Origin of the sequence: Ascidiimonas meishanensis, assembly GCF_037782385.1 — a bacterium.
In the GTDB taxonomy this organism is placed as follows: Bacteria; Bacteroidota; Bacteroidia; order Flavobacteriales; family Flavobacteriaceae; genus Ascidiimonas; species Ascidiimonas meishanensis.
The window spans coordinates 53,119-78,214 of sequence record NZ_JBBEXD010000002.1; the positions used below are offsets into that span (position 1 = coordinate 53,119).

23 protein-coding genes are annotated in these 25,096 nt (G+C 35.8%); 5 read left to right on the top strand and 18 right to left on the bottom strand.

All coding sequences use genetic code 11. The annotated features are described in order from the left end of the window. Positions 1-166: 166 nt before the first annotated feature. The 3 genes from WBG07_RS04720 to gndA all read right to left on the bottom strand — a co-directional run bounded on the left by WBG07_RS04720 (position 167) and on the right by gndA (position 5,081). Entirely contained in the window at positions 167-2,290 is a 2,124-nt protein-coding gene (locus WBG07_RS04720) for a glycoside hydrolase family 97 protein (RefSeq protein WP_340199364.1), read from the bottom strand. Positions 2,291-2,337: 47 nt separating this feature from the next. Next, the gene (locus tag WBG07_RS04725; RefSeq protein WP_340199365.1) at positions 2,338-3,408 is read right to left on the bottom strand and encodes an L-dopachrome tautomerase-related protein; all 1,071 of its coding nucleotides are present in this window, start codon (positions 3,406-3,408) and stop codon (positions 2,338-2,340) included. A gap of 263 nt (positions 3,409-3,671) precedes the next feature. Beyond that, positions 3,672-5,081, bottom strand: a complete 1,410-nt coding sequence (gene gndA, locus WBG07_RS04730; protein WP_340199366.1) for an NADP-dependent phosphogluconate dehydrogenase — start codon at positions 5,079-5,081, stop codon at positions 3,672-3,674. Between the two features lie 121 nt (positions 5,082-5,202). Here gndA and zwf point away from each other — a divergent pair, with 121 nt between their 5' ends. Next, on the top strand, positions 5,203-6,735 hold the full coding sequence (gene zwf / locus WBG07_RS04735) for a glucose-6-phosphate dehydrogenase (RefSeq protein ID WP_340199367.1): 1,533 nt from the start codon (positions 5,203-5,205) through the stop codon (positions 6,733-6,735). Between the two features lie 133 nt (positions 6,736-6,868). Here zwf and pgl read toward each other — a convergent pair whose 3' ends face one another. The 6 genes from pgl to WBG07_RS04765 all read right to left on the bottom strand — a co-directional run bounded on the left by pgl (position 6,869) and on the right by WBG07_RS04765 (position 12,399). Then, positions 6,869-7,582 (bottom strand): 6-phosphogluconolactonase, encoded by a 714-nt coding sequence (pgl, locus tag WBG07_RS04740; RefSeq protein WP_340199368.1) that lies wholly within the window; start codon positions 7,580-7,582, stop codon positions 6,869-6,871. A gap of 293 nt (positions 7,583-7,875) precedes the next feature. After that, positions 7,876-9,129 (bottom strand): sigma-70 family RNA polymerase sigma factor, encoded by a 1,254-nt coding sequence (locus tag WBG07_RS04745; protein WP_340199369.1) that lies wholly within the window; start codon positions 9,127-9,129, stop codon positions 7,876-7,878. A gap of 638 nt (positions 9,130-9,767) precedes the next feature. After that, a complete protein-coding gene (locus tag WBG07_RS04750) occupies positions 9,768-9,989 on the bottom strand; it encodes a hypothetical protein (protein ID WP_340199370.1) in 222 nt (73 codons plus the stop codon). A 31-nt stretch (positions 9,990-10,020) separates the two neighbouring features. Further along, positions 10,021-10,218: a hypothetical protein gene (locus tag WBG07_RS04755; RefSeq protein ID WP_340199371.1), complete on the bottom strand. Its 198-nt coding sequence runs from the start codon at positions 10,216-10,218 to the stop codon at positions 10,021-10,023. A 203-nt stretch (positions 10,219-10,421) separates the two neighbouring features. Then, positions 10,422-10,799 carry a hypothetical protein gene (locus WBG07_RS04760; protein ID WP_340199372.1) on the bottom strand — a complete coding sequence of 126 codons (378 nt, stop codon included), beginning with the start codon at positions 10,797-10,799 and terminating at the stop codon, positions 10,422-10,424. Positions 10,800-10,905: 106 nt separating this feature from the next. Continuing rightward, positions 10,906-12,399 carry a serine hydrolase gene (locus WBG07_RS04765; RefSeq protein ID WP_340199373.1) on the bottom strand — a complete coding sequence of 498 codons (1,494 nt, stop codon included), beginning with the start codon at positions 12,397-12,399 and terminating at the stop codon, positions 10,906-10,908. Positions 12,400-12,568: 169 nt separating this feature from the next. Between WBG07_RS04765 and WBG07_RS04770 the strand changes: the two genes are divergently transcribed. Next, positions 12,569-13,174, top strand: coding sequence for an ankyrin repeat domain-containing protein (locus WBG07_RS04770; RefSeq protein WP_340199374.1), 606 nt, complete (start codon positions 12,569-12,571; stop codon positions 13,172-13,174). Between the two features lie 47 nt (positions 13,175-13,221). Here WBG07_RS04770 and WBG07_RS04775 read toward each other — a convergent pair whose 3' ends face one another. The 7 genes from WBG07_RS04775 to WBG07_RS04805 form a co-directional block, all read right to left on the bottom strand. Continuing rightward, the gene (locus WBG07_RS04775) at positions 13,222-14,376 is read right to left on the bottom strand and encodes a leucine-rich repeat domain-containing protein (protein ID WP_340199375.1); all 1,155 of its coding nucleotides are present in this window, start codon (positions 14,374-14,376) and stop codon (positions 13,222-13,224) included. 350 nt (positions 14,377-14,726) lie between these two features. Further along, complete coding sequence (locus WBG07_RS04780; RefSeq protein WP_340199376.1) at positions 14,727-15,491, bottom strand: CDP-alcohol phosphatidyltransferase family protein; 765 nt, start codon at positions 15,489-15,491, stop codon at positions 14,727-14,729. A gap of 383 nt (positions 15,492-15,874) precedes the next feature. Further along, positions 15,875-16,396 carry a tetratricopeptide repeat protein gene (locus tag WBG07_RS04785; protein WP_340199377.1) on the bottom strand — a complete coding sequence of 174 codons (522 nt, stop codon included), beginning with the start codon at positions 16,394-16,396 and terminating at the stop codon, positions 15,875-15,877. Next, a complete protein-coding gene (prfH, locus tag WBG07_RS04790) occupies positions 16,384-17,076 on the bottom strand; it encodes a peptide chain release factor H (protein ID WP_340199378.1) in 693 nt (230 codons plus the stop codon). Before prfH ends, WBG07_RS04785 begins: the two co-directional genes overlap by 13 nt. Positions 17,077-17,170: 94 nt before the next feature. After that, positions 17,171-18,562 carry an RtcB family protein gene (locus WBG07_RS04795; protein ID WP_340199379.1) on the bottom strand — a complete coding sequence of 464 codons (1,392 nt, stop codon included), beginning with the start codon at positions 18,560-18,562 and terminating at the stop codon, positions 17,171-17,173. A gap of 770 nt (positions 18,563-19,332) precedes the next feature. Then, complete coding sequence (locus tag WBG07_RS04800) at positions 19,333-19,734, bottom strand: DUF6331 family protein (protein WP_340199380.1); 402 nt, start codon at positions 19,732-19,734, stop codon at positions 19,333-19,335. Continuing rightward, complete coding sequence (locus WBG07_RS04805; RefSeq protein WP_340199381.1) at positions 19,670-21,055, bottom strand: RtcB family protein; 1,386 nt, start codon at positions 21,053-21,055, stop codon at positions 19,670-19,672. Before WBG07_RS04805 ends, WBG07_RS04800 begins: the two co-directional genes overlap by 65 nt. A gap of 163 nt (positions 21,056-21,218) precedes the next feature. On the opposite strand from WBG07_RS04805, the gene WBG07_RS04810 reads away from it, so the two are divergent. Continuing rightward, positions 21,219-22,232 carry a helix-turn-helix transcriptional regulator gene (locus WBG07_RS04810; RefSeq protein WP_340199382.1) on the top strand — a complete coding sequence of 338 codons (1,014 nt, stop codon included), beginning with the start codon at positions 21,219-21,221 and terminating at the stop codon, positions 22,230-22,232. A gap of 131 nt (positions 22,233-22,363) precedes the next feature. On the opposite strand, the gene WBG07_RS04815 is transcribed toward WBG07_RS04810, so the two are convergent. Continuing rightward, on the bottom strand, positions 22,364-23,038 hold the full coding sequence (locus WBG07_RS04815; protein WP_340199383.1) for a fasciclin domain-containing protein: 675 nt from the start codon (positions 23,036-23,038) through the stop codon (positions 22,364-22,366). A gap of 669 nt (positions 23,039-23,707) precedes the next feature. On the opposite strand from WBG07_RS04815, the gene WBG07_RS04820 reads away from it, so the two are divergent. After that, the gene (locus WBG07_RS04820) at positions 23,708-23,854 is read left to right on the top strand and encodes a hypothetical protein (RefSeq protein ID WP_340199384.1); all 147 of its coding nucleotides are present in this window, start codon (positions 23,708-23,710) and stop codon (positions 23,852-23,854) included. 446 nt (positions 23,855-24,300) lie between these two features. Beyond that, positions 24,301-24,477: a hypothetical protein gene (locus WBG07_RS04825; protein WP_340199385.1), complete on the top strand. Its 177-nt coding sequence runs from the start codon at positions 24,301-24,303 to the stop codon at positions 24,475-24,477. Here WBG07_RS04825 and WBG07_RS04830 read toward each other — a convergent pair whose 3' ends face one another. After that, complete coding sequence (locus WBG07_RS04830; protein WP_340199386.1) at positions 24,478-25,068, bottom strand: riboflavin synthase; 591 nt, start codon at positions 25,066-25,068, stop codon at positions 24,478-24,480. It abuts the gene before it with no gap. Positions 25,069-25,096: the final 28 nt, after the last annotated feature.

A 25,096-nucleotide genomic window follows, 5' to 3' on the forward strand; every position in this document is an offset into this window, starting at 1 on the left:
AAACACCAACGCTTCTACTTATCGGATTGTGAAAGATTTAAAAGAGAGTATCCCACAAACTGTGCAAGTTAAAAAAACCTCTATCAATTCTAATAGAGGTTTTTTTTAAATACAAGTTTTAGCTTGCACTTCTTATTAAGATGAGGTCTATTAAATTTTAAAATTCTTACTTCTTTACTTTTAAACTAATAGCAAACCCACCGCCGGCTGCTAATTTAAACGTTTGGGAATCACCCTTTTTAATTTCTGCACTTTCTATACTAATGGATGTTGGGTTGTCTTTATAGTGTGCGCCTTCACCATCTGTATAAATAGCTGCTTCAAAGGTTTTTCCTTCTGGTAGAAAAGAGAAATCAATAGTAAGTTCTCTTTCATTTTCATCAGTAATACCACCTACAAACCAATTCCCTGTTTCTTTTTCTTCTCTTGCAATGGTTACAAAATCACCAATTTCTCCATTGAGAACTATTGTTTGTTCCCAATCTACGCCTACATCTCTTATGAATTGAAGTGCAGGTTGGTTTTCATAGTTTTCTGGTAAGTCGCATGCCATTTGAATAGGACTATAAATCACAACATAAAGCGCTAGTTGGTGGGCAATAGTGGTATTGATCTGGTTATTTTCTTTAGTAGGGAGAGAAATTTCAAATACCCCTGGTGTGAAATCAATAGGACCCGCTAACATTCTAGTAAAGGCTACAATGGGTAGATGCTCTGGCGGGTTGCCTCCATCTGCTGCCCATGCATTAAACTCTTGCCCTCGCAATCCTTCTCTTGAAATAGCATTAGGGTAGGTACGTCTTAATCCGGTTGCTTTAATAGGCTCGTGTGCATTAATACCTGCCTCATTGGCTGCTCCAATTTCTAATACTTTTCTGTAATGGTTTACCATCCATTGACCATGATGGTGCTCTCCAGCCGGAATAATAGGCCCTACATATCCTGTTTTTACAGAATGTATTCCGTATTTCTTCATTACACTAAAGGCTGTATCTAACTGTTTTTCATAGGTACGTGGCGTGGCAGAAGTTTCGTGGTGCATAATAATTTCTACTCCTTTTTCTCTTCCATAATTTACTACTTCTTCTAGATCATAATCCGGGTAAGGTGTTACAAAGTCAAAAACCCCTTCCCGGTCATCAAAACCAATCCAGCGTTCCCAACCAGTATTCCATCCTTCTACTAAAACTCCTTTGAAACCATTTGCGGCTGCAAAATCTATATAACGTTTGGTGTTTTCTGTAGTTGCACCATGCTTACCATGCGCTTTCCCGGTATCTTCCCATTTTCCCTCTTCATTCATCGTCATCCCATAATCCCAAGTAGCTTTGTCTGTATGCATTTCCCACCAGATTCCTACATATTTCATAGGAGTAAACCAGCTTACGTCGCCTAGTTTGTTGGGTTCATTTAAATTAACAATAAGTTTAGAGTCTATAAGCGCTGTAGCCTTATCTGCAATTTGAATAGTTCTCCATGGAGTTTTAAAAGGAAGCGCACGTTTTACTTTGTAGCCCGTTATTTCAGATCCCACTAACGCACTAGTAAGCTTAAGTGTAGTGGTATCTACTTTTAGCGTCATCCCTGCATAATCCGTTAGGTTGGCTTCGTGAAAACTCAAATGGACTCCGTTAGCTGCCCTCATAGTTACCGGAGTGTTAACTGCATTTTCTGGAATGTAGGTAGCTGATAAGTTGGAATGGTTCCTTAGGGCTAGTGCATCAATTTCTGATACTTTAGTGGTTTGGTACAAATGCTCATAGATATCCCAATCGCCAGGAATCCACCATGTTGTATGGTCTTCTGTAAGCTGAAACTCTGTATGCTCATCTGTAATTATAAGGCTGTCTACTCCTTGTTGAGGTAAAAATTCATATCTAAATCCAATACCATCATCATACGTTTTAAAGTAAATGTTGAATTTTCGTTTAGGTGCTTCTGCTTCCTCTAATTCCAACACCAATTCGTTATAGTTGTTTTTTACGTCTCTTTGTTCACCCCAAGGCATTTCCCAGGTTTCATCTACGGTATTTATATGGTAACCAATTAGCTTTAAGCCCTTCTTAAGCGGCGGTTGGTCTTTAAAATCAAAACTCATGGCAGAAGTATCAATCACAATTTCATTACCGTGTTTTACCAGATAATTAGGAGCACCTTCATCAGACAAATAAAACTCAATTTGATTGGATTCATTTGGAGAGGCAATAGTAGTGACAAATTTTTCTTCTGAGGTACAAGACATCAATAGGGTAAGAATTACCCCAAAGGTGATTAAGGTTTTTTTTAGCATATAATATGGTTTTAAACGGTATGTTTTTATGAAGCTTTTTAAAGGTACTAATTTATATTCACTTTGTAAATAGTAAACGTAAGGTCACTCACATTTGCCTTTGCTTCATGAATACGAGAATTGGTATAGTACAATTCTCCATTGTAGATGCTAAAGGTATCTACCCAACGCACATTCTCACCTGATGCAATAACATTAAGATTCCCAGAAGTATCTAAGGATAGAATTTTATGCTGCTCTAAATCTGCAAGGTAAAGGTTGCCCTTAGCATCAAAGATCATCCCGTCTGGTGCAGGTGTTTTTTGAATCAATTGCACACTTTTTTCAATTTCTTGGTCTGTTCCTTCCAATAAGGTTTTTACAGGCACGGCATATAGATTATATCCGGTTAATGCATGGTAATATAGTAAGCCATTTTCTGTATCTAAGGCAATTCCATCAGAGTGAACGGTATTTTTCCATGGTTTTCCGTCAATTATCAATTGGTTGGTTTCTGCCAATGTAGAAGTATGGTTGTCCAGTACTCTTTTGGTTTTGCCAGATTCAAGGTCTAAAATAACTAGCCCTGCATGGCCAGAATCTGTGAAATAGGCGTGTTTATGGGCAACATCAATACGTAAATCATTGATATAAGAATCTGAGTGAAAACTTTCTTCTGAAAATACATAAGTACGTTCTAAGGTATTAGTATACAAGTCAAAGGTAAATACCCTTGGTGCACCTTGCACCCCTTGAAATAGTGGGTTACGGGTATCTAACACATATAATTTATGGTTAGAAGCAACTACAGATTGCACGGCTACAAATACAGAATCTTGAAGGGTATCTCCTAGTTTCCAGTTGTTCCAGGATTCATTAGGGTATGGCCTAGTCTCACCTGCTCCCACTTCAACAACAGAATGTCTAACACCTTCTCGCCATCTAGGGAAATTAGCAAAGAGCTGCCCTTCTTTGGTTACAGTGACTCCGGTTACCTGTTGCCCTTCAAAAGAAGCTACTAATATAGGTTCTGTTTCTTTGATGGCCGCTGGAAGATTTTCTTGAATCTCTTTTTTTAGATCTTTGTTCTTACAGCTTATCAATAGGATGAAAAATAGTAAAATACTGAGTTTTTTCATGAGATTAGATATGATTTACTAGCATTAGAGAAATGGATTGTTTTAAATGCCTTATAAAAATACGTCTAATATGAATATGGAAACAGAACAAATTCATGAGTGCCGTCTGATGAAAGATGGATTCTTTCTGTAGAAAAAACACAAATATTGTAAAGTATAGTTTATATTTAAGCGTATATAATGTATAGGGTTCTCTTATTTATTTTAGACCATTTCTCTATTTCTTTATCAAAAATAATTTCTAAAATAATTTTTCTAATACTTTATCCCTCCCACTCCGTATGAAAAGTACCTTCTTTATCTAGTCTTTCATAGGTATGTGAACCAAAGTAATCTCGCTGTGCTTGAATAAGATTTAGCGGGAGTCTACTAGAAATATATGCATCAAAGTATTGTAAAGAATTAGAAAGACCTGGTAAAGGGATGCCATTGGTAACGCCGTATGCTACTAGTTGCCTTGCCGCACCAACAGTGCTTTGTACTTTTTCTACAAAAGCAGGAGCTAACAAGAGGTTGGGTAGTTTTTTGTCGGTATTAAAAGCATCTGTAATGTCTGCCAATAATCCTGCACGAATAATGCAACCCGCACGCCAAATTTTAGCAATAACGGCTAAATCTAATTCATACCCATATTCATTGGAAGCATCTGCTAATTGATGCAAGCCTTGTGCATAGGTAATAATAAAGGAGAAATATAATGCTTCTTCTGCCAGTGCGGAGATTTTGCCTTTTTCCATTGCTTTCACTTTGGGCCTGCCATACAAGGCATCTGCTTGTACCCGCTCGTCTTTGAGTGCGGAGATTTCCCGCATGCTTACAGCAATATCAATACTAGGAACTGGAATGCCCAGATCCATTGCGTTTTGAGACGTCCATTTTCCGGTGCCTTTTTGTTTGGCTTTATCTAATATTTTATCTATTAACCTACCGTCACCCAGCTCGTCTTCCTGTTTAAAGATCTCAGAGGTGATTTCTACCAGAAAGGATTGCAGTCTGCCTTCATTCCATGTTTTATAGGTTTGATGCAGCTCATCATTGGTAAGTTGTCCGCCTTTTTTTAGTACATCATAAATTTCAGAAGTGAGCTGCATAAGTCCGTACTCAATACCATTATGTACCATCTTTACATAGTTACCAGAAGATTTTGGCCCTAGATAGGCAACACAGGGATCTCCTTGGTATTTGGCAGCAACGGCCTCAAAAACAGGTTTTACATATTGATAGGCTTCTTTAGAACCACCAGGCATAATACTAGGTCCTCTTCTGGCTCCTTTGGCACCACCAGAAACTCCGGCACCAAAAAAGTAAAAGCCCTTTTCTTTGAGGTAGGCTTCTCTGCGATCTGTATCTGTATAAAAAGAATTACCGCCATCAATCAAGATATCTCCTTCATCTAAATGCGGAATAAGTCCTTCAATCACTTTGTCTACAATCTTTCCGGCAGGTACTAATAGCATGATCTTTCGGGGGATTGAGAGCGCTTTTACAAAAGCAGCAACGTCTGCACTGGCATTTACTTTTTGAAGATCGCCTCCTTCTTTTTGCAATGCTTGTACTTTCTCTTCATCAAGGTCGTTCCCAAAGGCACTAAAACCATTATCTGCTACATTGAGTATAAAATTACGACCCATAACACCGAGTCCTATCAATCCAAAATCGTATTTCTTATTCATAATATCTTTGATTCTTCCTTAATCTCAAAAATAAATGAAAATATCTGTTTTTCACTTGATTTGCATGATAAACTCCTGTAGATTTGAAAATATCATTTGGTAATTCACACAAACAAAACGTATGGCTCAAACAGATCCTCAAATGCTCATTATATTTGGTGCTTCCGGCGACCTTACCGCCCGGAAACTCGCACCAGCTCTTTACAATTTGTATAAAAGCGGATATTTACCTGAGCATTTTGTAGTGCTAGGAGCTAGTAGATCTGATTTATCTGATACCGATTTTAGAAAACGAGTGGTGTTAGAAAGCACTTATTTGCAAGAAAAAACAAAAGATGAAACGGCAGAAGGGATTCAGAAATTTGCAGATCAAATCTTTTATCTGGATCTGGGAAAAAAATATGACACCAACTATTCACATCTGGCAAAACGGATTGCTGAACTCAACCAGCAATACCAAACGGGGGAGAATTATATTTTCTATTTGTCTACACCACCTAGTTTGTATGAGGCTATTGCCAAAAATATTCATGATCAAGGTTTAGCTTCCAATGAAAAAGGCTGGAAACGGCTCATTGTAGAAAAGCCTTTTGGATATAGTTTAGCAAGTGCGCAGCAGTTAAACAAGGGGCTACATCAATATTTTAAGGAATCTCAAATTTATAGAATTGACCATTATTTAGGAAAAGAAACGGTTCAGAATTTACTAGTGACCCGTTTCGCGAATAGTATTTTTGAGCCTTTGTGGAATCGTAACTATATTCACCATGTAGAGATTACCAATGCAGAGAGCGGAGGGGTTGAAAAACGAGGGGGTTATTATGAGAGATCTGGAGCCTTACGAGATATGTTTCAGAATCATTTGCTACAGATTGTTTCTTTGGTGGTGATGGAACCGCCTATTTCAAATGGAGCAGAAGAAATACGTAATGAAAAAGTAAAAGCGTTAAAGTCTTTACGAATTATGAAAGACCCAAGAGTACTTAGAGATCATACCATACGTGGTCAATATATCTCCTCGGTAGTAGATGGAAAAACGCTTCATGGGTATAGGGAAGAAGAAGGGGTAGATCCTTTATCTACCACAGAAACCTATGCGGCGGTGAAGTTTTTTGTAGATAATTGGCGCTGGGCAGATGTCCCCTTTTATGTGCGGACGGCAAAACGAATGCCTACGAAAGTAACAGAGGTAGTGATTCATTTTAAATCACCACATCACCATATTTTTAAAGATTCTGGCTTAGGCAGCAAGGAGAACAAACTTATTATTCGCATTCAACCAGATGAAGGTATTCTTATAAAGTTTGGTGTGAAAGTGCCTGGACAAGGTTTTGTAGTGGAACGTGCTAATATGGATTTTTACTATGCGAATTTGGCAGAAACCAAAGTAATGGAAGCTTATGAGCGTTTGCTGCTAGATGCTATGCAAGGAGATGCTACCCTTTACGCAAGAGCAGATGAGGTAGAAGCTGCATGGGAATTTGTAGACCCTATTTTGAACTACTGGCAGCAAGATGAAGAAGCCAAATTGTATGGATATTCAGCTGGAGTATGGGGTCCTGCGAACGCAGATGAGTTGATTGATGGAATAGGAATGTGGCGAAACCCTAGTGAAAATCTAGCAGATGATCCTGGGTTTTGTGTGCTTTGTTAACAGGCGGTGTAAGAACTGGTTTGAGACGCCCTTATTTTGATCGTTTTATTTTAAAAATCACTATTTTTAAATTACCTCTATACAAAACACCTTTCTTACCACATAAAGAGCCTCAACTCTTGTTAGATTGCTATTAAATGCCTCCTGCGGCTGGTTCATCTAAAAACCAATGTATTTCACCATGGGTAGGATCTACTAGGCTTGCAGGATATTGCTCTGAGCCTTCCTCTTTCTTTAAAATAGCTTTTACTTTATTGGCTTTATGGAATCCAGTCGCCAGAAAAGCAACTGCTTTGGCATTGTTGATGACTTGCCCAGTAATCGTAATTCGTTTTTGTCCACTTTTTGGATGACTAGCTACATCACAATATTCATACGAGTCCCATATATTGATTTCATGTGGAAAAATAGAAGCCGTATGGCCATCTTCTCCAATTCCTAAAATGATCAGATCAAATTGAGGAATGCCATTGGCGTTCGGAAGCTTTTCCTGTAGTAATTCTCCATACCTATATGCTTCCATTTGCGGTATATTCTCTCCTTCAATACGATGGATATTTTCTTCAGGAATATCAATTTTAGATAACAAATGATTTACGGTCATTTTATAATTACTATCTTCATCTGTGGGAGGTACACATCGCTCATCACCCCAATACAAATGCACTTTTTTCCAATTAATTTTGTCAGCAAAATCAGATGCAAGTACATCAAATATTACTTTAGGAGTGCTTCCACCAGACAAGGCTATATGTGTGTCTTTATCACCAAAGGTAAGTTCATATAAAAAAAAAGAAAACTGTTTGGCTACTTCTTCTAAGGTATGAGAAATGTGTTTGTGTATCATAAGTAATTAAATATTGATAATTTATTATAAGTACGTTTACTTACTTAGTTTAGGTTTTTTGAAAACTAAACTTTTTGGCACTCTTTATGTTATTTTATCTGACGTATCATTTTATTTATTATCCATTGATAGCTCTTCAAAATAGGTCTCTATTGATAGTTTATAGGATGTTATTTTTTTAAACTCCCTAGCCCGAGAAATAGCAAAAACTTCATACATCTAATCGAATTTACGGATATTTATTGATAAATCAATTCAAATATACGATTCTCACTTTTCTTTCAATAACGCTATTATAATGACTTTAATAATTCTTCTGCTTCCTTATAACCATACTTTTTTTGATCTAAAACCAACTGTAAATACTTTTTTGCATTTTCAGTATCCTGTAATTTTAAATAAGACATAGCCAGGTACCAAGGTGTTTTTTCTTTAAGGGGATCATTGGTTTTCAGATGTTTTTTAAGCAAAGGAATTGCTTGGTTTATTTCATTATTGGCAATTAATGCATTTGCCTGATAAAAAAGATAATAAGGTTCTTTGGTTTGGTTATACAAGGCTGTAAAACGAGTAGCAGCTTCCTCATAGTCTCTATTATCATACGTGCTAAATGCTTTGGTTTTTTGATCTAATACCTGTGCTCCCCTTGCTATGGGGTGTACTACATTTTTATAAGGGGTAAAACTATCAGCAAAAAGATTTTCAGAACTAACGGGTTGCATAATGGTAAAGAAATATGCCATTGCAAGCAACACCAATATAGATGCAGCAACATACCACAAGACCTTACTAGATTTTTTATAAGGTTGATGTATAGCTTCAAATTCATTTAGCATGCTGCGAAGATTTGCTTCGGCCTGTACTTCTGCTATTTTGTAAAAGTCTTCCAAAAAAGCGACCTCTTTTTTAAAATCGGCATTGCTTGCCAGCAAAGCATCAAAGGTGCTTTGCTCTTGCTCATTCAGCTTCTTTTTAAGGTGTTTTTGAATCAGCAAATCATATTCATGATCTTCCGGTTTTATGAGTTGCCTAAGTGATTGAAGGCAGTTGGCTTTTTGCACGCTTACAGTTTCTGTATTTTTATAACCATTGTGTTCCACAATTTCTTCAATTGTGAGACCTCTGTAATAAAATAACACTAACAGTTGTTGGCATTCTGTTGCTGATTTTTTGAAAAAGGAGTGAAGTAATTTTTGTTCTTCGGTAAGAGAAGCCATGCCGGAAGATTTCTCTTGGGTAGTATCTCCATCTAGTAATAGAGATTCTAAAGACCGCTGGCGGCTATTTTTTTTAAGGGTATCATAGATCATAAACTTCCCAATCCCAAAAAGATAGGTTTGCATACTGTTGCTGATGTTGTCAAGCTTTCCGTTGATGCCTTTCTTGTATAGGGCAATAAATGCTTCTTGATACACATCACTTAAGGCATGCTCATTTAATGCGTACTTACTGCCAAAATTAATAAAGGGAGTTCTGTACTTGTCGTAAAGAGTTTTTAGCCTGAGGCGATCATCCGAAATAAGATCTGCTAGCTCCTGTCTATCCATTCAGAAAAAAAATTATCTGGATTGTATTAATTTATTTTCATTTTCACTCCAATAAAGATAAACGTAATAATACAAATGACAATAAAAACAGAATACATTGCTTTTATAGAGGCTTTCTAAAGCCTGCTTGTAGTAGGAATAAAAGGTACAGATGTGTTTTCTTTGGGAAAGAGCAGTTTAATTAGGATGAAGAAACACTAAAATGGTTAACGGAGTCTGTACGTTTTGAGGAATAATTAATGTACAAGATTATGTAGAGATTTAGCTAACTAAAAAGCCATTCATAGAATAGAGAATGGCTTTTGGATTATGAATATACTTACCTGTTAATAATTACACGCGCATGACCAATTTCCGCAAGTCATAGTCTCATCTGGACCGGTAGTACACCCATTATCTGACATGCATCCTGGTCCATCAATTTCAGATGCTGCAGCAATCAATTGTCGTCCACCTAGAATTGACTTCGCTTGAAGATTTGAAATAAACTCTTTGTTTAAGGATAATTTTAGACTTTTCTTTTTCATTTTAAATAATATTTAAGGCTTACTCAAAAGTATTTAAGATGAATGGAAACCGCGGGTGGGTTTACCACCATATTTATGCGGGCTGCTCACTTTCTTTTATTTAAATGATTTTCACCCAGAACTTACTGTGCAATAAGCACCACATATAGTTTGTGTATTATTACAAACTGTTCCCAGCGCAGTAGCACACTCTCCAGAAGCACAGGTTCCTTCACAAGAGCCAATATGGTCTGTATTATGCATTATATTGCTTGTTGGACCCCCTCCCCTAATATCTAAATAGGAGATAGATTTCTTATTTAACCTTAGTGTTTTGATACTTTTCTTTTTCATAAGTAGAGGTTTTAAATTCATTAGTTTATAATCACGCCTGACAGATATCACATTGGGTAGCACCACAGGTTTGCCAACTAGGGCAAGTAATGTTAGTTACACAAAAGAGGCAAATAGTGCGTTGCAAGGTAAGTTCCTGAATGTCTGTTTCTGAATTACCCCCGTTAATATTTAAATTAGCTACTGATTTCTTATTTAGTTGAAGCGATTTGATACTTTTCTTTTTCATGAAAAAAATCTTTAATTTAAAGATACGAGATCACTTTCTAAATTGCTTGTGGGTTAACCACCAAATTTTTATGGCTTGCTTTTTGATTTTTTATTAGGTAAGCGGAATAAGCCTATAGCTTGTAATAGAGGTTATGGGTATGTTTTTGAAGTACTTCTATTGTTTCAAATTCTTAAAACGGTTGCTTCTCTATACATTTGAAGCTATCTTATAGTAGTAATTAATTCATCTACAGTGTTGAGGTTAGCTTCTATCTTTTTCATTTCTTCTTCATTATTTTTCCAGAATTCTGGAGTTAACCATGAATCAGATTTCCCCATCAATAAATAGGCTTCTTCCGGATGTTTATCGCTAATAATTACGAACGCCTTTCTCCATAATTCGGCAATTTCATATTGTTTTTCAACAGGAACCGTATGGTTGCGTTTAATCTGGATAAATGCTTTTTTGGTTTCCATAGAAGCAATTGAGAGTGCCTCTAACAATTGTAACCGCTCCTGCTTTTTTAATTCAGTTTTCTTTATAAAAAGCTCAGATAACTTTAGAAGCGGAGTGAAAATGGGAATTAATTTATCAATCATGAGAGATCAGTATATTTTTTGATAGAGTACTAAAGTATGACATATGAGCATCCTTTTAAACTTTAGTCTCATTGCAAGACTAAAATATTTTATACTAAGATATGCGCTAGTTATTACTTTCTTCTTTAATTTTCTCAATCATTTTTTCTGCATTTTTGTTTTCAGGGTTTAGCCGCAAAGATTTTTGATAGTTTTTGATGGCTAACTCATACTGTTGATTCATGTAATAGGCTTCTCCAAGACTATCGTATGGGTTAAAGGCTTCCGGAAACTCTGCCACAAGAAGGCTAAAGATTTTAATCGCATCTTCCAGTCGTTTTTCCCCAAGAAGTTCGTACCCCAATCTGTTTAACATCCCTTCTTCTTCAAAATCAAACTCAGAGAATCGCTCTTTTTTTAATTGTTGATAAAAGATAATGCCTTTTTCTGTGTTTGCAAGAACCGCTTTGCGCACCTCAAAATAAGGATTCATTTTAGGATAATTTTCCAGATCATCATATATTCTATTAGCGATTTGATTAATAAGTCTGCCAGAAGTTTTGCCGTTAGAATTGAAGAGCACCGTAAAACCGCTGTTATATTTAGGTAAAATTATTAGCCAGTTGGTGCTTCCATTGGTTCCACCATTATGCATAAAATCTTCCCCATCTAATTGCCAAAAATAACCGTATGCATCTCCTTCTTCTTCATCAAGAAATAATGGTTTTTTCATTTCTTTCACAACAGGGTTTTTGTCATCTAATACATACTGAATGTATTTTAATAGATCTGGTACGGTTGCTTTTAATCCATATCCTGCACCTGATAAAGAAAGAGGTAGAGACTGTACCAATGTCCCATTATCGGTATATGAATTAATAAGATTTATAGAATCTGAATGACTTAATTGTATGGTAGCATCTTCCATTGCTGCTTTGCTTAAGATGTGGTCTTTTAAAAGTGTATGATATGATTTTTGATATACCTTTTCAAGAGCCATTGCTAAAAATTCTGGGGCAATCACAGGAGAATAGTCATAGCGTTTCCCCGGTAGCGTATCTAATGAGAATTTTTGTAAGTCTTCCATCAACTTAGCGCTATCATAAGCCGCAATGGCATTTTTTTCTTCTTTGGTAGCCTTTAAAGAGAATAACTTGGTTAATACAGGCGAGAAATCTCGGGTAATACCACTTGTATGAGTAAGTAAATCTCTTATTTTAATAGGTTGCCCTTGATACTCTAAATTGGGATGTGACCCTTCTAAGTAGTCTCTAATGTCGGCTTCTAGATTTAATTTTCCTTCTAAAACCGCCTGTGCAGTAAGCATGCCCGTAAAAGTCTTGGTCACAGAGGCTATTTCAAAAAGCGTAGTATCATTTGGCGCTCTTTTTTGTCCTTTATCCATTTCTCCGTAATAGCGGGAGTAGGTTTTACCATCTTTATAGACCCCAATAGCTATAGCATTGATCTCTGGATTCTCTAGAAAAAAATCGGCATTTTTATCCAGAGAATATTCAATAGGATCTAAGGTTTGTGGCTCCAGCATTTCTTCTGTTACCTTTTCTTTACAGCCTATAATTAAAAAAAGTAAGAGAAAAATGTAGAATAGAGAACGTTTCATCTAGAATATTTAAGAGATTAAAAATTTAAAAAAAGAAATTGCTACAAGGTATAATATATATTTAATTCTGTAATTGGAGAAGCGTTTTTAAATAGGGTATATTTGTCAATACTTGTTTATCTAATTAGCAGAAAATTATTTTCTACATAAATTAGTAAGGTCACCGCTTTTGGAAGAAGAAAAAAAGGATAGTACGTTTAATACTAAAGAAGATCAGCTGGTATATGCCTGCTCTCAGGGTTATTATTTAGAAGTACAAGAATTGTTAGCATCCGGGGTTTCCCCAAATTGTCAAGGACTCTTAAAAACAACACCCCTAAATGCAGCGGCTACTCATAGGCAGTTTAGAATTATAGATTTGCTATTAACAAATGGAGCCGATATAAATTTTGAGTCTGATGAGGTTTTATCTTTTTCAAGAACTCCTTTGGCCATTGCCTGTAATAATGCAGACTTAGAGATGGTGGAATATCTTCTGGAAAGAGGAGCCGATATAGATTTGATGAGCGGAATTTATGGGAATCCTATTCATGCGGCTATAAAATCTAACAGTCTCACCTTATTAGCGTTTCTTATTGAAAAAGGCGCTTGGCTTGAGGCAAAGCATGGGGTGTATTTAGAAACCCCTATATGTGCCGCCGCTAGACTAAATCATCTGGAGGCGGTAGCGCTTTTAATTGCCAAAGGAGCAAAAACAAAGCCTTTGCGTAAAATGCCAAGAAAAGATATTTCTGGAAAAATGGTAAAATTTCTTAAAGCTAGAGGTTGTATATAATAAACTAAGACAAAACCTTGCAGTAAAGAAAAAAGATGAATTATGGTCTATAAACCAGTGCTTTTCCCACTGGGATTTTTATTCTTCTTTTTTGCTTTTCTCGCTCGCAGGTTTTTAATGAAGTTACCAATTCCTCTAGAAGGTTTAGTAGCAACAGTTGGGGCTTGTGCGACAGAAAGCGCACTTAGGTTTGCTGGAACTGGAGGAGTTGCGGGTACTTCTTCTATGCCCTCTGCTATAGTTCCTAGCTTTTCACCCTCAGGAACTACGCTTTCTATTTCTTCGGGGATGTTCTTTAATTTGGCAGCTTGTTTGGAAGGTTTTAAACCTTCAGTTCCTGATGAAAGATTTGCGAGTAAACGTAAATTTCCTTCCTGATTTACGACTATCTTGCTACTAGGAGCTTTTTTTAGTTGGTTTTGAGCGATAAAAAGCGTTCTTAATAGCGGCATCTTATTTCTAATTCCAGTAGGTAGCTTTTCAATCTTATTTACGGCGACATTAAGGGTAGTGAGCTCCTTTAATGCTGTGATGCCTTCTGGTAGTGCTTTTAATTGATTTCTAAAAGCGTTTAGCTCTTTTAATTCTTGTAGTTCTTTAATGCTTTCTGGAAGTGCGGTCAATTGATTTTTAGATACATTGAGTATAGCGAGATAGCTAAGTTTGGTAATACTTTCCGGAAAGGTTTTTAGTTGATTTCCAGCTAAATTAAGTTGTAGCAGATTAAATAAGTTTTCAAAGCTTTCCGGTAAATCTTCTATGGCATTAGAGCCTAGATTAAGCACTGTTAAACTGGTTAGATCACCAAAGTTTTTAGGGAGGTTTTTAATGTCATTATTTTCTAGATTTAAATGTATGAGCTGGTACAGATTTCCTAAGTTTTCTGGTAAGGTAACCAATTTATTTCTTGAGGCATCTAATGAGTTAAGTAGGAATAAATCTCCAATGCTTTCAGGAAGCGCTGCTATTAAATTTCCCGCTAGGTTTAAAGTGCGAAGCTGCTCTAATTCTCCGATACGTTCTGGGATCCCTCGCAATTCGTTATTCCCTAAATTCAATTCTATAAGATTAGGAATGGCAGTGATGGCGTCCATTAAAGTATTTAAATCGGCAGAAGTTAACCCTAAATTAGAAAGATCTAAACTATTAGAAGCTTCTGTACATTCTTCTATCCTTTGCTGTGCTTCTTGTATTTTGCCCATATCCTAGTTTTAAATTGATTGGCATTTATTGGGTAGCGTTGGTAAAATATGATTTGATTCACTTTTATAACCACCACACTATGTAGTATAATTCTGATGTAGAATCCCCTAGTTTTTAAAGGATATTTTAACATTAGAAAGCTCCAAAAAACTTAAAAAATTGATTTAATCCAATGACGATTAAGCCAATGCTTGATATAAGAACAATTAGAGATGCTTTTTTTCATTTCTAATCCCTTGCATAATAGGGGTGAGCAATCTCCTAATTTAGGTTCAATCTTTTGCTTATTGAGGTGGTTGATAAGTTACAACCTTACGATAGTGGATGAATAAATACCCTATCTATTTTGTTAATAGAAAGACTTTCTGATACCAATTAAAATAAAAATCATAACCGTGTAAACTAAAAAAAAAGGTAGAATAAATGCTTTTAAGCCCAATACAAGCATAGCGGCAATAATAAGTAATTGGAAACCTAAACCAAATGTAGAAACAACTGTCATCAACCAATTTGGGAATATTTTAGCTTTAGTTGCATTACTGTCTAAAGCATAAATGGTTTTATCAAAAGCACCATAAAATAGTTTATACAAACCAAAAAGAACATTTACGTTACTTTGTGTTTCGCCTTTTAAGGCAATGGGTGTTTTGTTTTCAAAAACACGACTAGTAGTATCTCCATTAAACTTATTTCTTAAAATAACATAGTAGTAATTGTAAAGAGTCCCTTGCAACTGCATGCCTAAGAATGCTACAATACATATCCAAATGGAGGCGTGGTTAATATACCATATAGAAATAAAGAATAAAGCATTTAGAATAATATCTGCTACAGAATCCAAATAACGACCCGTATACGAAGGTGTTTGTTTTACCCGAGCTAATTCACCATCTGCAGCATCTAAAATAGACTTAAAAATTAAAAAGAATGCTGCTAGCCAATAATGTCCTTGAATAATACAATAAATGGCGATGAGACCAGATACTATAAAACCAAAAGTAACGTGAATAGGTGTGAAAGCAGTATCCTTTAATGAGTTTGCAATAACTTTAGCTATGGGTCTTCCGTAGTCAGAAAGATCAAGAAATTTATATTCTTTTGGTAATTTGGACATATAATATCATAGAAAGCTGTATTGTGGAATATACCAAGTTAGCATTGTGTAAATATACGGCTAAAATAGTGGTTTATGAATTGGTATTTAGAAGAAATTACATCAAATAGTGAGTAGTCTATTTTTGATTTTTTCTGGTAACAAATTATTTTTTCAAATACACTACGATGTGTAAGCTTCCCCTTATTAGAACTGTTATTAGTTTAGGCATACGTCTTCCAAACGGACCGCATGGAGTGTGAGGAATCTGCGGGATTAAATTTGATGCTTTTGGTTCTAAAACCACTGCAAAACGCACCATATCAAGTTTAGCCGAGGTTGAGATGCCTTAGATACTATAATAAGCAATTAAGAAATTGTTTGTTAGAAAGCAAAAACGCCCGTTATTGGGCGTTTTCTTTCTTGTTTTTCTTTACTTTTTTCTTTTTGGGTAGCTTTCCTTTAATTCGGCTCTTGGCTTCGTCCAGATCAGAAATAAAGCAATTGTTATAGGCATATATTTTAGCAGTTTTTAAAGATGCCAACGCAGCTTTGTAATTTTGCTCGCATTCATGCACAATAGCTTGTTTTAAATACAACATGCCTTTATCAGACCCTTTTACGGTTAAAGCAAATTCAATTAATGTCTTAGCTTCTTCAAAGTCTTCATTCCAAATGAGTACTTTAAGGTAATGCTCATAAACCCCTAAAGCGTGAATATTACCTGAGAGTGCCTGCTCAAAGTAGCCTTTAGCAGCCTCATAATCCTGAAAAGTATCGGCATAAATCCTTCCCATTAGGGTAAGAGCTACCGGATTCTTTTCGTTATAGGAAAGCGCATAATTCAAAGCTTCTACGGCCTCTTCCATTTCATACGGGTAAGCTTCCAATGCTTTTATTAAATAGCTATCAATTATAGTTTCCATGTTTCTTTTTTTAAGTCAGATTTTAAGGTTTGTCTTATAGCCTTAAAATTGGTTGTTTTCTTTTCCTTTTTAAAATCCGTTCCTCTAAATATCCGCACCGGATTTCCACGTTGCAAATGTACGTGGTTTTCCCATTGATCTGCTTTATTTTTTTTAAACACCTCCCAATAATTCTGCGCTACTTTTTCTATGAGCCGCTGTTTTGCCAGTTTTTTGTTCTGGTGTTGCGATCTGTTGTCCATAGCCACAACAGTAAGTCCGTTAGGAATATAGGTGGCGCGAACCGCACTACTTACCTTATTAACATGCTGTCCTCCGGGTCCAGAACTCCGAATTGCTTGATAGGTAATGTCTGTCTCCTTAACGGTTTCTGGCTGTATATGTTCCATTTCAAACAGCCCAACAAACCAGTTCTTTCGTTTGTGATACTTTCTATAAGTACTGCTACCAATCCATTGCAAGGTGCCTGTCCATGTTTTAAGAAGGGCCTCAGCATCGCCTTTTAAAAGTAGGGTTACCGATTGCAAAGTACCGTTTTCAGGACCTTCTTCGCGGTGAAGGATTTCATAATCTAATGCGTGTTGCCGCACTTCGTTTAAAAATTGTTTTAATATTTGGGAAACCACCCAGCAGCATTCTGCTGGGCCTCTTCCTGCCGTGATTTGTATAATTTTGTTCATTTTTTAATTTTTATAGTCGTCTGTTTTTAGCGATGCTTCTTATTTCAGCAGACGAACTTTGTTTTTTTAGCTTTGCTAACAATAGTAGTTTCAATTACCTAGCCATCCGTACAATCTTAGGGGTAAAGGTGCCTAGTACTTCTACCAGCTCTTGCTGATTAGCCATGACCTTTTTAATGTCTTTATAGGCCATAGGCGCTTCATCTACACCACCACCAATTACGGTTACGTCTTTTGCTTCCAGTACTTTTTTGATGGCACTTTTAGTAAAGGTTTCTTTGCACTTTCGTCTTGAAAACAACCTGCCTGCACCATGAGAAGCGGATTGTAAGCTGGCTTCATTTCCGAGTCCTTTTACAATATATCCGGGCGCTGTCATAGAGCCAGGAATAATTCCTAATTCGCCTTTAGCCGCAGGGGTTGCTCCCTTACGATGTACAATACAGTCTTCTCCATTTACTTCTTGCTTCCAGGCAAAGTTGTGATGGTTTTCAATTTTCACCACCGCTCTGGTGCCAAGTAATTTGGCAAGGCGTGCATGAATATCATCATGGCATGCTTGTGCGTAATCGCCTGCTAGGTTCATCGCTAACCAGTACTCCATCCCGTCGTGGGTATTGAGGTCTAGCCAGGCAAGGTGTTGCACTTGTTTGGGTAACGGACATTGTTTGGTGGCTAAATAGGTGTAATGCTTTGCAATAGTAGCACCCATCCCCCTAGAACCACTATGGGATAAGATCCCTAGGTATTGCCCAGGAGGGAGTTTCCACGCTTTGTTTTCTTCCGTTAAAGAAACCACTCCAAATTCTACAAAATGATTTCCCCCACCAGAGGTACCCAATTGTTTATAAGCCTTATCTTTTAGTTTTTTTACCTGCGGAATGGTTTTAAACTCCTCGCGTTCAAAGATTTCATGATCGTGTTTTACCTTATGCGTTTCAGTCATTCCAAATTTAGTATGTTCAGATAACATATTAGCCAATTGATCTTTTTTGCCTTTTAGATACGACACTGGAAGCGGATACACCGTAAGGCACATTCTACATCCAATATCTACCCCAACTCCATAGGGGATTACCGCATTTTTAGTAGCCAGCACCCCACCAATTGGCAAGCCGTAGCCTGCATGTGCATCTGGCATTAGAGCACCTGCTACAGAAACCGGAAGCTTGAGCGAATCATATAACTGATATTTGGCAACCTCGTCAATTTCATTTGCACCATATATTTGAAATGGCGCTCTCACGGTTTTAAGTGCTTGTTTTTTCACTATTACTGGATCTAGAAGGCTTTCCGCGATATTACCCCATACACCGTCTTGTGCATAGTTTTCTGGATTCAATAAAACCTTTTTAGCCTCTTCAAGTATTTGTGTTTTCTTTTTCTTTTTTTGATACCTATTGATTTGACCAAGGGTAATATTGATGCTATTATTTTTTGGGAAGCCTAATTTAATCAGGTCTTTCCCACTGAGTTTATTTCCCATATTATTATTTTTTGAGTACATCTCATTTTTCGCATCAAAACCAATTCATGCCATAGTTTTAATAGCAACTATTGATCCTAATATTTTAGGGATGCGCCTTGATGGATGCACATTGTTTTTTAAGAAGACAGTTAGTAAATGATATAACTATCTTATCTAATTTTAATGGGTTTCGGAAAATTTACAAATATTTCCTTATGGAATAAAAAAGTCCGAAACATGTGGGCTTCGGACTTTTGCATATAAAAGATACTCTTTTTATTGATGGAAGAAGTCCCGAAGCATACCCTTGAGAAACCTTGTTTCTGTGAGGTAGTTTTTAGTGATCGTTTTAATGAACATTTTCTTCGGTTTTTAATAGTTGTGATGCGTTATTGCGGTGCAAATATGAAATCTTTTTTTGGAATAAACAAGAAAAAATATAATTAATTCATTGACAATCAGGTATTTGCATAAAATATAGTCAATAGAGTTCCTGTCCGTATTTAAACAGATAAAGCTAATTTTGCGTAAAGCCCAGTCTTGTTATGTATGGCGTTCAAACATGTTGTTTTTACATTTATAACTGAATGATCAAAATTTATTCCAAAAAAAAGCGTCCGAATTTATATTCGGACGCTTTTTATATAATTTGATACTTGTCTACAACACCATATTACAAGTCATCCGACTTTTTTTGATATGTAAAAGGTGCTTTGTCATAAGTATTTAAATTTTATTTTGTTCATGCAAAGATGGGATTTTTGTTTAAAATCGCCAAAAGTAGCTGATCAATTCAATGAAATTCCCACTAAAACGTTCCTCACCTTTTCTAAAATGCTTACAATTTCTTCCGTGGATCTTCTGGAATTTAAAACCTCGTGGCTTGCTAAATAAATTGCTTTGTTTTCTTCTATATAATGAAGTGTTTCTTCAATATTTTCTACAATTTTAGGACTTGAAAAAGCCGCAGCAGCCCAAAGTATTTTAGCTTCGCTAAATTCAAAAGCATCCAATCCGCAGCAAGCTGCTACACAATGTTCTTCAAGTCGCCTCCAGAACCGTCTGTTTCTTAAAAGAAAGGCATCAATATTTAGATACTTCACCATTTTCATAGCAGTATAATTTTTAACTTTTTCGTTTCCGCCTCCAAGGTGCATTCTTTTCCCAATCTCCAGCCATAATACTTCCATAGGGTACTACTTCATCAATCACCGTTCCCAATCCAAAAGTTTCCATTTGGTTTCTCACCGTTGTCGCATTTTTGTAGGCACTAGGCAACTCAGAAATATCAATTTCCTTAGAGAAGAACCTGATATCTAAACCGGCAGTTTCTTTGGCAAAAATGGCTTCGTTGGTAAAATCGGCTAAATTTCTTTTGTGCTGTGTTCTACTCATATTTCTTCCGGCACCATGTGGTGCAAACCCTAAATTAGTATCCGTCGTACCACCTTCCACAATCAAAATAGGTGCTGCCATATTTAAAGGGATCAATCTTGGTCCTGTAATATCTGGCATAAACTTGGCATCTAAAGGGGTGGCTCCTTTGGCGTGGTAAAACAAATCATCTTCTTTAAATACAAAATTATGTTCATTCCAGTATCTGTCTTTAACAGAGGAGGCAAAAGCCTTGGCAGTGGCATTATGGATAATCTCATGATTTACCTTAGTCCATTGACGGATAAGTTGTAATGCCTGCCAGTATTCTTGACCCTCATCAGTATCAAAAGGAATCCATGCATTCTGTTTTAAAGTTCTAGGAGAACGTTCTTTTCTAAATTGTTCTGCTAAGTACATACCTCTTTTGTATAATAATGCACCCACAGCCCTAGAACCGTGATGGGTAACCATCATGGTATTTCCTGTTTTTTTGGACATACCAACGAATAAGAAATGATTTCCATCTCCTTGAGTACCCAAATGTTCTCTTGCCATACTTAAAGAACGATCATTATTTAACATGGGGTTATTTCTAAATCTCTTTAAAAGCTCTTCTGGTAATTTGTATTGTTGTCCGCGCGGTCTCCCTCCTGGTCCAAAATGCGTATTTGCATGCGCTGCGTCTAACACCGTTTTAGGGTCTGCTTTACCAAAATCGGTTAACATGACAGAGCAACAGATATCTGCACTATGCATTCCCGGATGAATGGCATTTCTGGCAACGGCCACACCACCAACGGGAATAGTGCCTACCGGACCTGTTGGGCAGGCATCTGGCATAATGGCGCCATTCACTAAGGTAGGAGTTTGCATCAAGGTTTCCATGGTGGCTACCACGGTATTCACATTGCTTTCTTCCAATTCGTTTTCTGCTGCTATATTAATGGCAAAATTTTGAGGTGTAGTATGTAAATCTATGATAGGAGGTGCTTTAAATTGCGCCAAGTATTGATGCATAGCCGCTCCTTGTAATTGATTTGCATTGATATGCTCTATGGCTTCCTTGTACCACTTTCCAGGACGAAAGCCTAATTCAATTAATGTTTTTCCGGTAATAGTTGTTTTATTTTCCATGAGTTCTCTTTAATAAGCTCCGCCAAATCCCTTGCTTGACGGAGCACCGCTTCCAGACATGTTAAATAGCTGTCTTATGATTCTTTAAACAAAGGTTTTACATAGCTACGCAATTATTTTGCGTAGTAAAATTAAATGTTTAATTTTCTTGAAAATATTATAAATGGCGCTTAATAAGAATGCATTAATTCGTTATAAAACTATTGACAAATGTTTGCAAAACCAATATAGAAAATGGACGCTGGATGATTTGATTGAGGCCTGTTCTGAAGCCTTGTACGAATATGAAGGAAGGGATGCAAATGTCAGTAAACGCACGGTGCAGTTGGATATACAGATGATGCGAAGTGATAAATTAGGGTATAATGCCCCTATAGTAGTGTATGATAGGAAGTATTATACGTATGAAAATAAAGACTATTCCATTACTGATATTCCCTTAACCGAGAATGATATGAATGTATTGACGGAAACGGTAGAAATGCTCAAACAGTTTAAGGACTTCTCTTTGTTTTCTGAATTGGGCGGAATTATTCAACGTTTGGAAGATAAAGTATATACGGAAAAGACGCATCAAGCTCCTGTAATTCATCTAGATAAAAATGAATATCTCCAAGGGTTAGAATACTTGGATGTGCTGTATCAGGCAATCGTAAAAAAACTGGTATTAAAAATTACGTATAAGTCATTCCGTGCAAGAGAAGCTTCCGTATTAACTTTTCATCCTTTTATTTTAAAAGAATATAATAATCGCTGGTTTTTGATAGGAAAAACAGCTGTAGAAAAGCCTATTGTAAATCTTGCATTGGATAGAATTATCGCTATAGATTATGATTTGAAAACTGCTTATTTAAATGAATTTTTTGATGGCGATGAGTTTTATAAAAACACCATTGGCGTCACTGTATTAAATGATGAACAGTTGCAGGAAGTAATTTTTAAGATAGACATCCATAATGCGCCTTATGTTTTAACCAAACCTTTTCATGCTTCGCAGGAAGTGCTGGAAATGCTGGACGATGGAATTATTTTTAGGATTTATGTACACCTAAATTTTGAATTGGAGCGTTTGATTTTGGGTTATGGAGAAAGTATTGAAATAATTTCGCCTAGGAATTTAAGAAGGCGCATTAGAAAAAAATTAGAAAAAGCACTCCATATGTACAGAGTAGAATAAAATAGGTCTAATAAAAAATAGATGACCTCTGTATGAGATTACCCATTTTAGAATTAAAGTAAGCTTTCATACTTTAATGTGATAGTAGCATTATACCAATTATAGAAAATACCATTCTTGAGAAGGATATTTTAAACAACAAAGTCTGCTTTACTATTTGTTTTAACCTCTCGAACGCGATCAGGGTGATGCTCATTACCTTTGATTAATCTTACATCTGAGCTGGCAAGAGTGGTGATCCTGTGCTTTTCAGTAAGATTTTCAAAAGTAAATTCATCAGCGATAAAGTGCAATAACAACACATTTGTAAGCATTTTTATTTCAGATAAAAGATCTAAAACTTCAAATGTTACATTGGTAGGGGCTAAAACCGTCAATTTATAGGTTTCCTTAAGTACACTAACCAAATTGGTTGCAATTACTGCTTCTGCCAACTTTAAAAATTCTGGAGTGTTTTGCGCTACCTGTACAATATTTCCAGTTTCATTAAAAGATGGTGGAATCCATACACCTTGTTTTAGATGCACAATCCCCTGAGAAGCTTCGATCTCGGCTAATAAAACGTGCACGTTTTTGTTAAAGAACATCTTCCCGTCACGCATTTCGATGGTTATTTCTTTTTCTTCTTGTACCGTAATTTTGGTACTTTGCTCAATCTCTTTTAAACTAATTACAGTTGATTCTGGAAAACTAAATTGTTCATCACACCCTACACTTGGTGATGAGTAGACCTTATTATAGCCTACTAATAGCACAATAAATAAGAGTGTTATTATCTTGAGCGTATGGGTCAATCTTGTTTTCATAGAATTTTTGTCAATTCTTTATCTGGTGTAAAAAGAGAACGATCCTTAATTATTTACTAAATATTTATGAATACTAATCATTAGTAAGAGTATAAAACCTGTAATTCGTTGCGTTGGTTTTTCTTATTTATTTAAATTTTAACATAATTTTTTAAGTAGAAATGGTTTAAAAAAGCCAATCTTACTAAAATAGGCTTATATCAATTGGTAGAGAAGGTTTTCAATAAACTTCTTCTTTAGATAATTTAACGTGAGTTGGATATAAACTCTATAAAATATAATTTCAAAATTTTTACACTATTTTAATCTAACAATCTTATTTTTAGATTATTACTTTCATTTTCTTTGCTCGCACAGGGGCGAACGTAAAGAAAACAGCTAGTAGCTGTTTTTAGTGAAGCAGCCAGGCGGCGTGGGGAAAACAAAAGAATCCCGAAGGAAGTCGGGAGCGCTTTTAGTTTATGTCATTTCTATTTTCCCTGAAGGAATTCATGAATCTTCGATTTCCAGAGGTGTTTTTAGCCGAAAAGGCTAAAACCGCATTCGTTTTCCTAAATTTTAGTTCACTAAATTCTATTTTCTGTAAAGGAGTTCATGAATTTACATTTCTCCCCCGAAGGATAAAAAGTCTATTTATGTACAAAAACAGCTATTCAACATAACTCAAAAATGAGGCTTTATTACCAGAGTAGATTAGAAAAAGGAAAAAACAAAATGAGTACCATCAATATCATCAGAAATAAATTATTGGCAAGAATATTTGCCGTAATTCAAAGACAGAAACCTTATGTTAATTTAATGAAATATGCGGCATAAAGAAAATTTGAATAAATTAACTTTATTTACTTGTTTTAACCATAGAATACGAGGCTTCAAAAATTTTTAACGGAAAAGACCTACTACACTGCGGAAAAGAAAAAAATCCATAGAAAAAGTAGTTCTTTTTACATCGAACTCAGGTTAATTTAGTTTGTTTTGGGTAAGAAGTAAAGAATTGTAGCGGAAATAATGGAATCTGATCTGTTGTGGACTAAATTTTGTAAGTTTAATATTATTTTGCGAGTATTAAAATATTTCAACGTATCGAAATTTTTTTGAGTAATTGTATTTTAACGTATTGAAAACTAAGGCATTTGTTAAGAAGACTTAGCAAAATTTATTATTTATATACGTTTTAAAATGAGTGTTTAAATTTGTACATTACAATTTTATAACTTAAAAAATGTTATAATAAAGGAAATTTTTATAATTTTACCCCCGATATGACCTCAAATCGATTCAAAGTACTGCTTTTTGTAGTAGTGTTTTTTGCTACTACTACTTCCTACGGCCAGCTTCCTCCGCCAGATGGAGAAGATCCTATGCCTATTACTGAATGGTTGCTTGTGCTTGCTGCATCTGGAGCTGTTTATGGCTTTAGAAAGAAAATTAAGAAGTAGCTATTCTCGTAATTGATATAGACGGGCAACATATTTTCCAATCACGTCAAATTCTAAATTCACTACGCTTCCTTTTTTATAATTTTTAAAATTGGTATGTTCATACGTATAAGGAATAATAGCTACACTAAAACTATTTTTTGATGAGTTTACCACGGTAAGACTAGTGCCGTCTATGGTAATAGATCCCTTCTCTATAGTTACATTACCAGGCGTTGTCTCATATTCAAAACTGAAAAACCAACTGCCATTAGCTTCTTCTACTTTTTTACATATAGCGGTTTGATCTACATGCCCTTGAACGATATGACCATCTAGGCGCGCGTCAAGCTTCATTGCTCTTTCTAGATTGACGGTATCGTTTATCTTTAAAGAATTCAAATTAGTTTTATCTAAAGTTTCCTTAATTGCTGTAACAGTATACTGGTTTCCCTTCATAGATACAACGGTAAGGCATACTCCGTTATGGGCTATGCTTTGATCAATTTTAAGTTCTGGAGTTATAGTGCTTTCTATAGTTATATGAAGATTTCCCTTTTCCTTCTTTAGTTCTTTTACCAAACCAAAATCTTCAATGATACCTGTAAACATATAGTATGTATTAATTAGTTAATTTTGC

What these genes read in the sequence shown, in the direction of transcription:
- WBG07_RS04720 (WP_340199364.1), bottom strand. Translation starts at nt 2,290, where the DNA reads ATGCTAAAAAAAACCTTAATCACCTTTGGGGTAATTCTTACCCTATTG.
- WBG07_RS04725 (WP_340199365.1), bottom strand. Translation starts at nt 3,408, where the DNA reads ATGAAAAAACTCAGTATTTTACTATTTTTCATCCTATTGATAAGCTGT.
- gndA (WP_340199366.1), bottom strand. Translation starts at nt 5,081, where the DNA reads ATGAATAAGAAATACGATTTTGGATTGATAGGACTCGGTGTTATGGGT.
- zwf (WP_340199367.1), top strand. Translation starts at nt 5,203, where the DNA reads ATGGCTCAAACAGATCCTCAAATGCTCATTATATTTGGTGCTTCCGGC.
- pgl (WP_340199368.1), bottom strand. Translation starts at nt 7,582, where the DNA reads ATGATACACAAACACATTTCTCATACCTTAGAAGAAGTAGCCAAACAG.
- WBG07_RS04745 (WP_340199369.1), bottom strand. Translation starts at nt 9,129, where the DNA reads ATGGATAGACAGGAGCTAGCAGATCTTATTTCGGATGATCGCCTCAGG.
- WBG07_RS04750 (WP_340199370.1), bottom strand. Translation starts at nt 9,989, where the DNA reads ATGAAAAAGAAAAGTATCAAAACACTAAGGTTAAATAAGAAATCTATC.
- WBG07_RS04755 (WP_340199371.1), bottom strand. Translation starts at nt 10,218, where the DNA reads ATGAAAAAGAAAAGTATCAAATCGCTTCAACTAAATAAGAAATCAGTA.
- WBG07_RS04760 (WP_340199372.1), bottom strand. Translation starts at nt 10,799, where the DNA reads ATGATTGATAAATTAATTCCCATTTTCACTCCGCTTCTAAAGTTATCT.
- WBG07_RS04765 (WP_340199373.1), bottom strand. Translation starts at nt 12,399, where the DNA reads ATGAAACGTTCTCTATTCTACATTTTTCTCTTACTTTTTTTAATTATA.
- WBG07_RS04775 (WP_340199375.1), bottom strand. Translation starts at nt 14,376, where the DNA reads ATGGGCAAAATACAAGAAGCACAGCAAAGGATAGAAGAATGTACAGAA.
- WBG07_RS04780 (WP_340199376.1), bottom strand. Translation starts at nt 15,491, where the DNA reads ATGTCCAAATTACCAAAAGAATATAAATTTCTTGATCTTTCTGACTAC.
- WBG07_RS04785 (WP_340199377.1), bottom strand. Translation starts at nt 16,396, where the DNA reads ATGGAAACTATAATTGATAGCTATTTAATAAAAGCATTGGAAGCTTAC.
- prfH (WP_340199378.1), bottom strand. Translation starts at nt 17,076, where the DNA reads ATGAACAAAATTATACAAATCACGGCAGGAAGAGGCCCAGCAGAATGC.
- WBG07_RS04795 (WP_340199379.1), bottom strand. Translation starts at nt 18,562, where the DNA reads ATGGGAAATAAACTCAGTGGGAAAGACCTGATTAAATTAGGCTTCCCA.
- WBG07_RS04800 (WP_340199380.1), bottom strand. Translation starts at nt 19,734, where the DNA reads ATGGAAGTATTATGGCTGGAGATTGGGAAAAGAATGCACCTTGGAGGC.
- WBG07_RS04805 (WP_340199381.1), bottom strand. Translation starts at nt 21,055, where the DNA reads ATGGAAAATAAAACAACTATTACCGGAAAAACATTAATTGAATTAGGC.
- WBG07_RS04810 (WP_340199382.1), top strand. Translation starts at nt 21,219, where the DNA reads ATGGCGCTTAATAAGAATGCATTAATTCGTTATAAAACTATTGACAAA.
- WBG07_RS04815 (WP_340199383.1), bottom strand. Translation starts at nt 23,038, where the DNA reads ATGAAAACAAGATTGACCCATACGCTCAAGATAATAACACTCTTATTT.
- WBG07_RS04820 (WP_340199384.1), top strand. Translation starts at nt 23,708, where the DNA reads ATGAGGCTTTATTACCAGAGTAGATTAGAAAAAGGAAAAAACAAAATG.
- WBG07_RS04825 (WP_340199385.1), top strand. Translation starts at nt 24,301, where the DNA reads ATGACCTCAAATCGATTCAAAGTACTGCTTTTTGTAGTAGTGTTTTTT.
- WBG07_RS04830 (WP_340199386.1), bottom strand. Translation starts at nt 25,068, where the DNA reads ATGTTTACAGGTATCATTGAAGATTTTGGTTTGGTAAAAGAACTAAAG.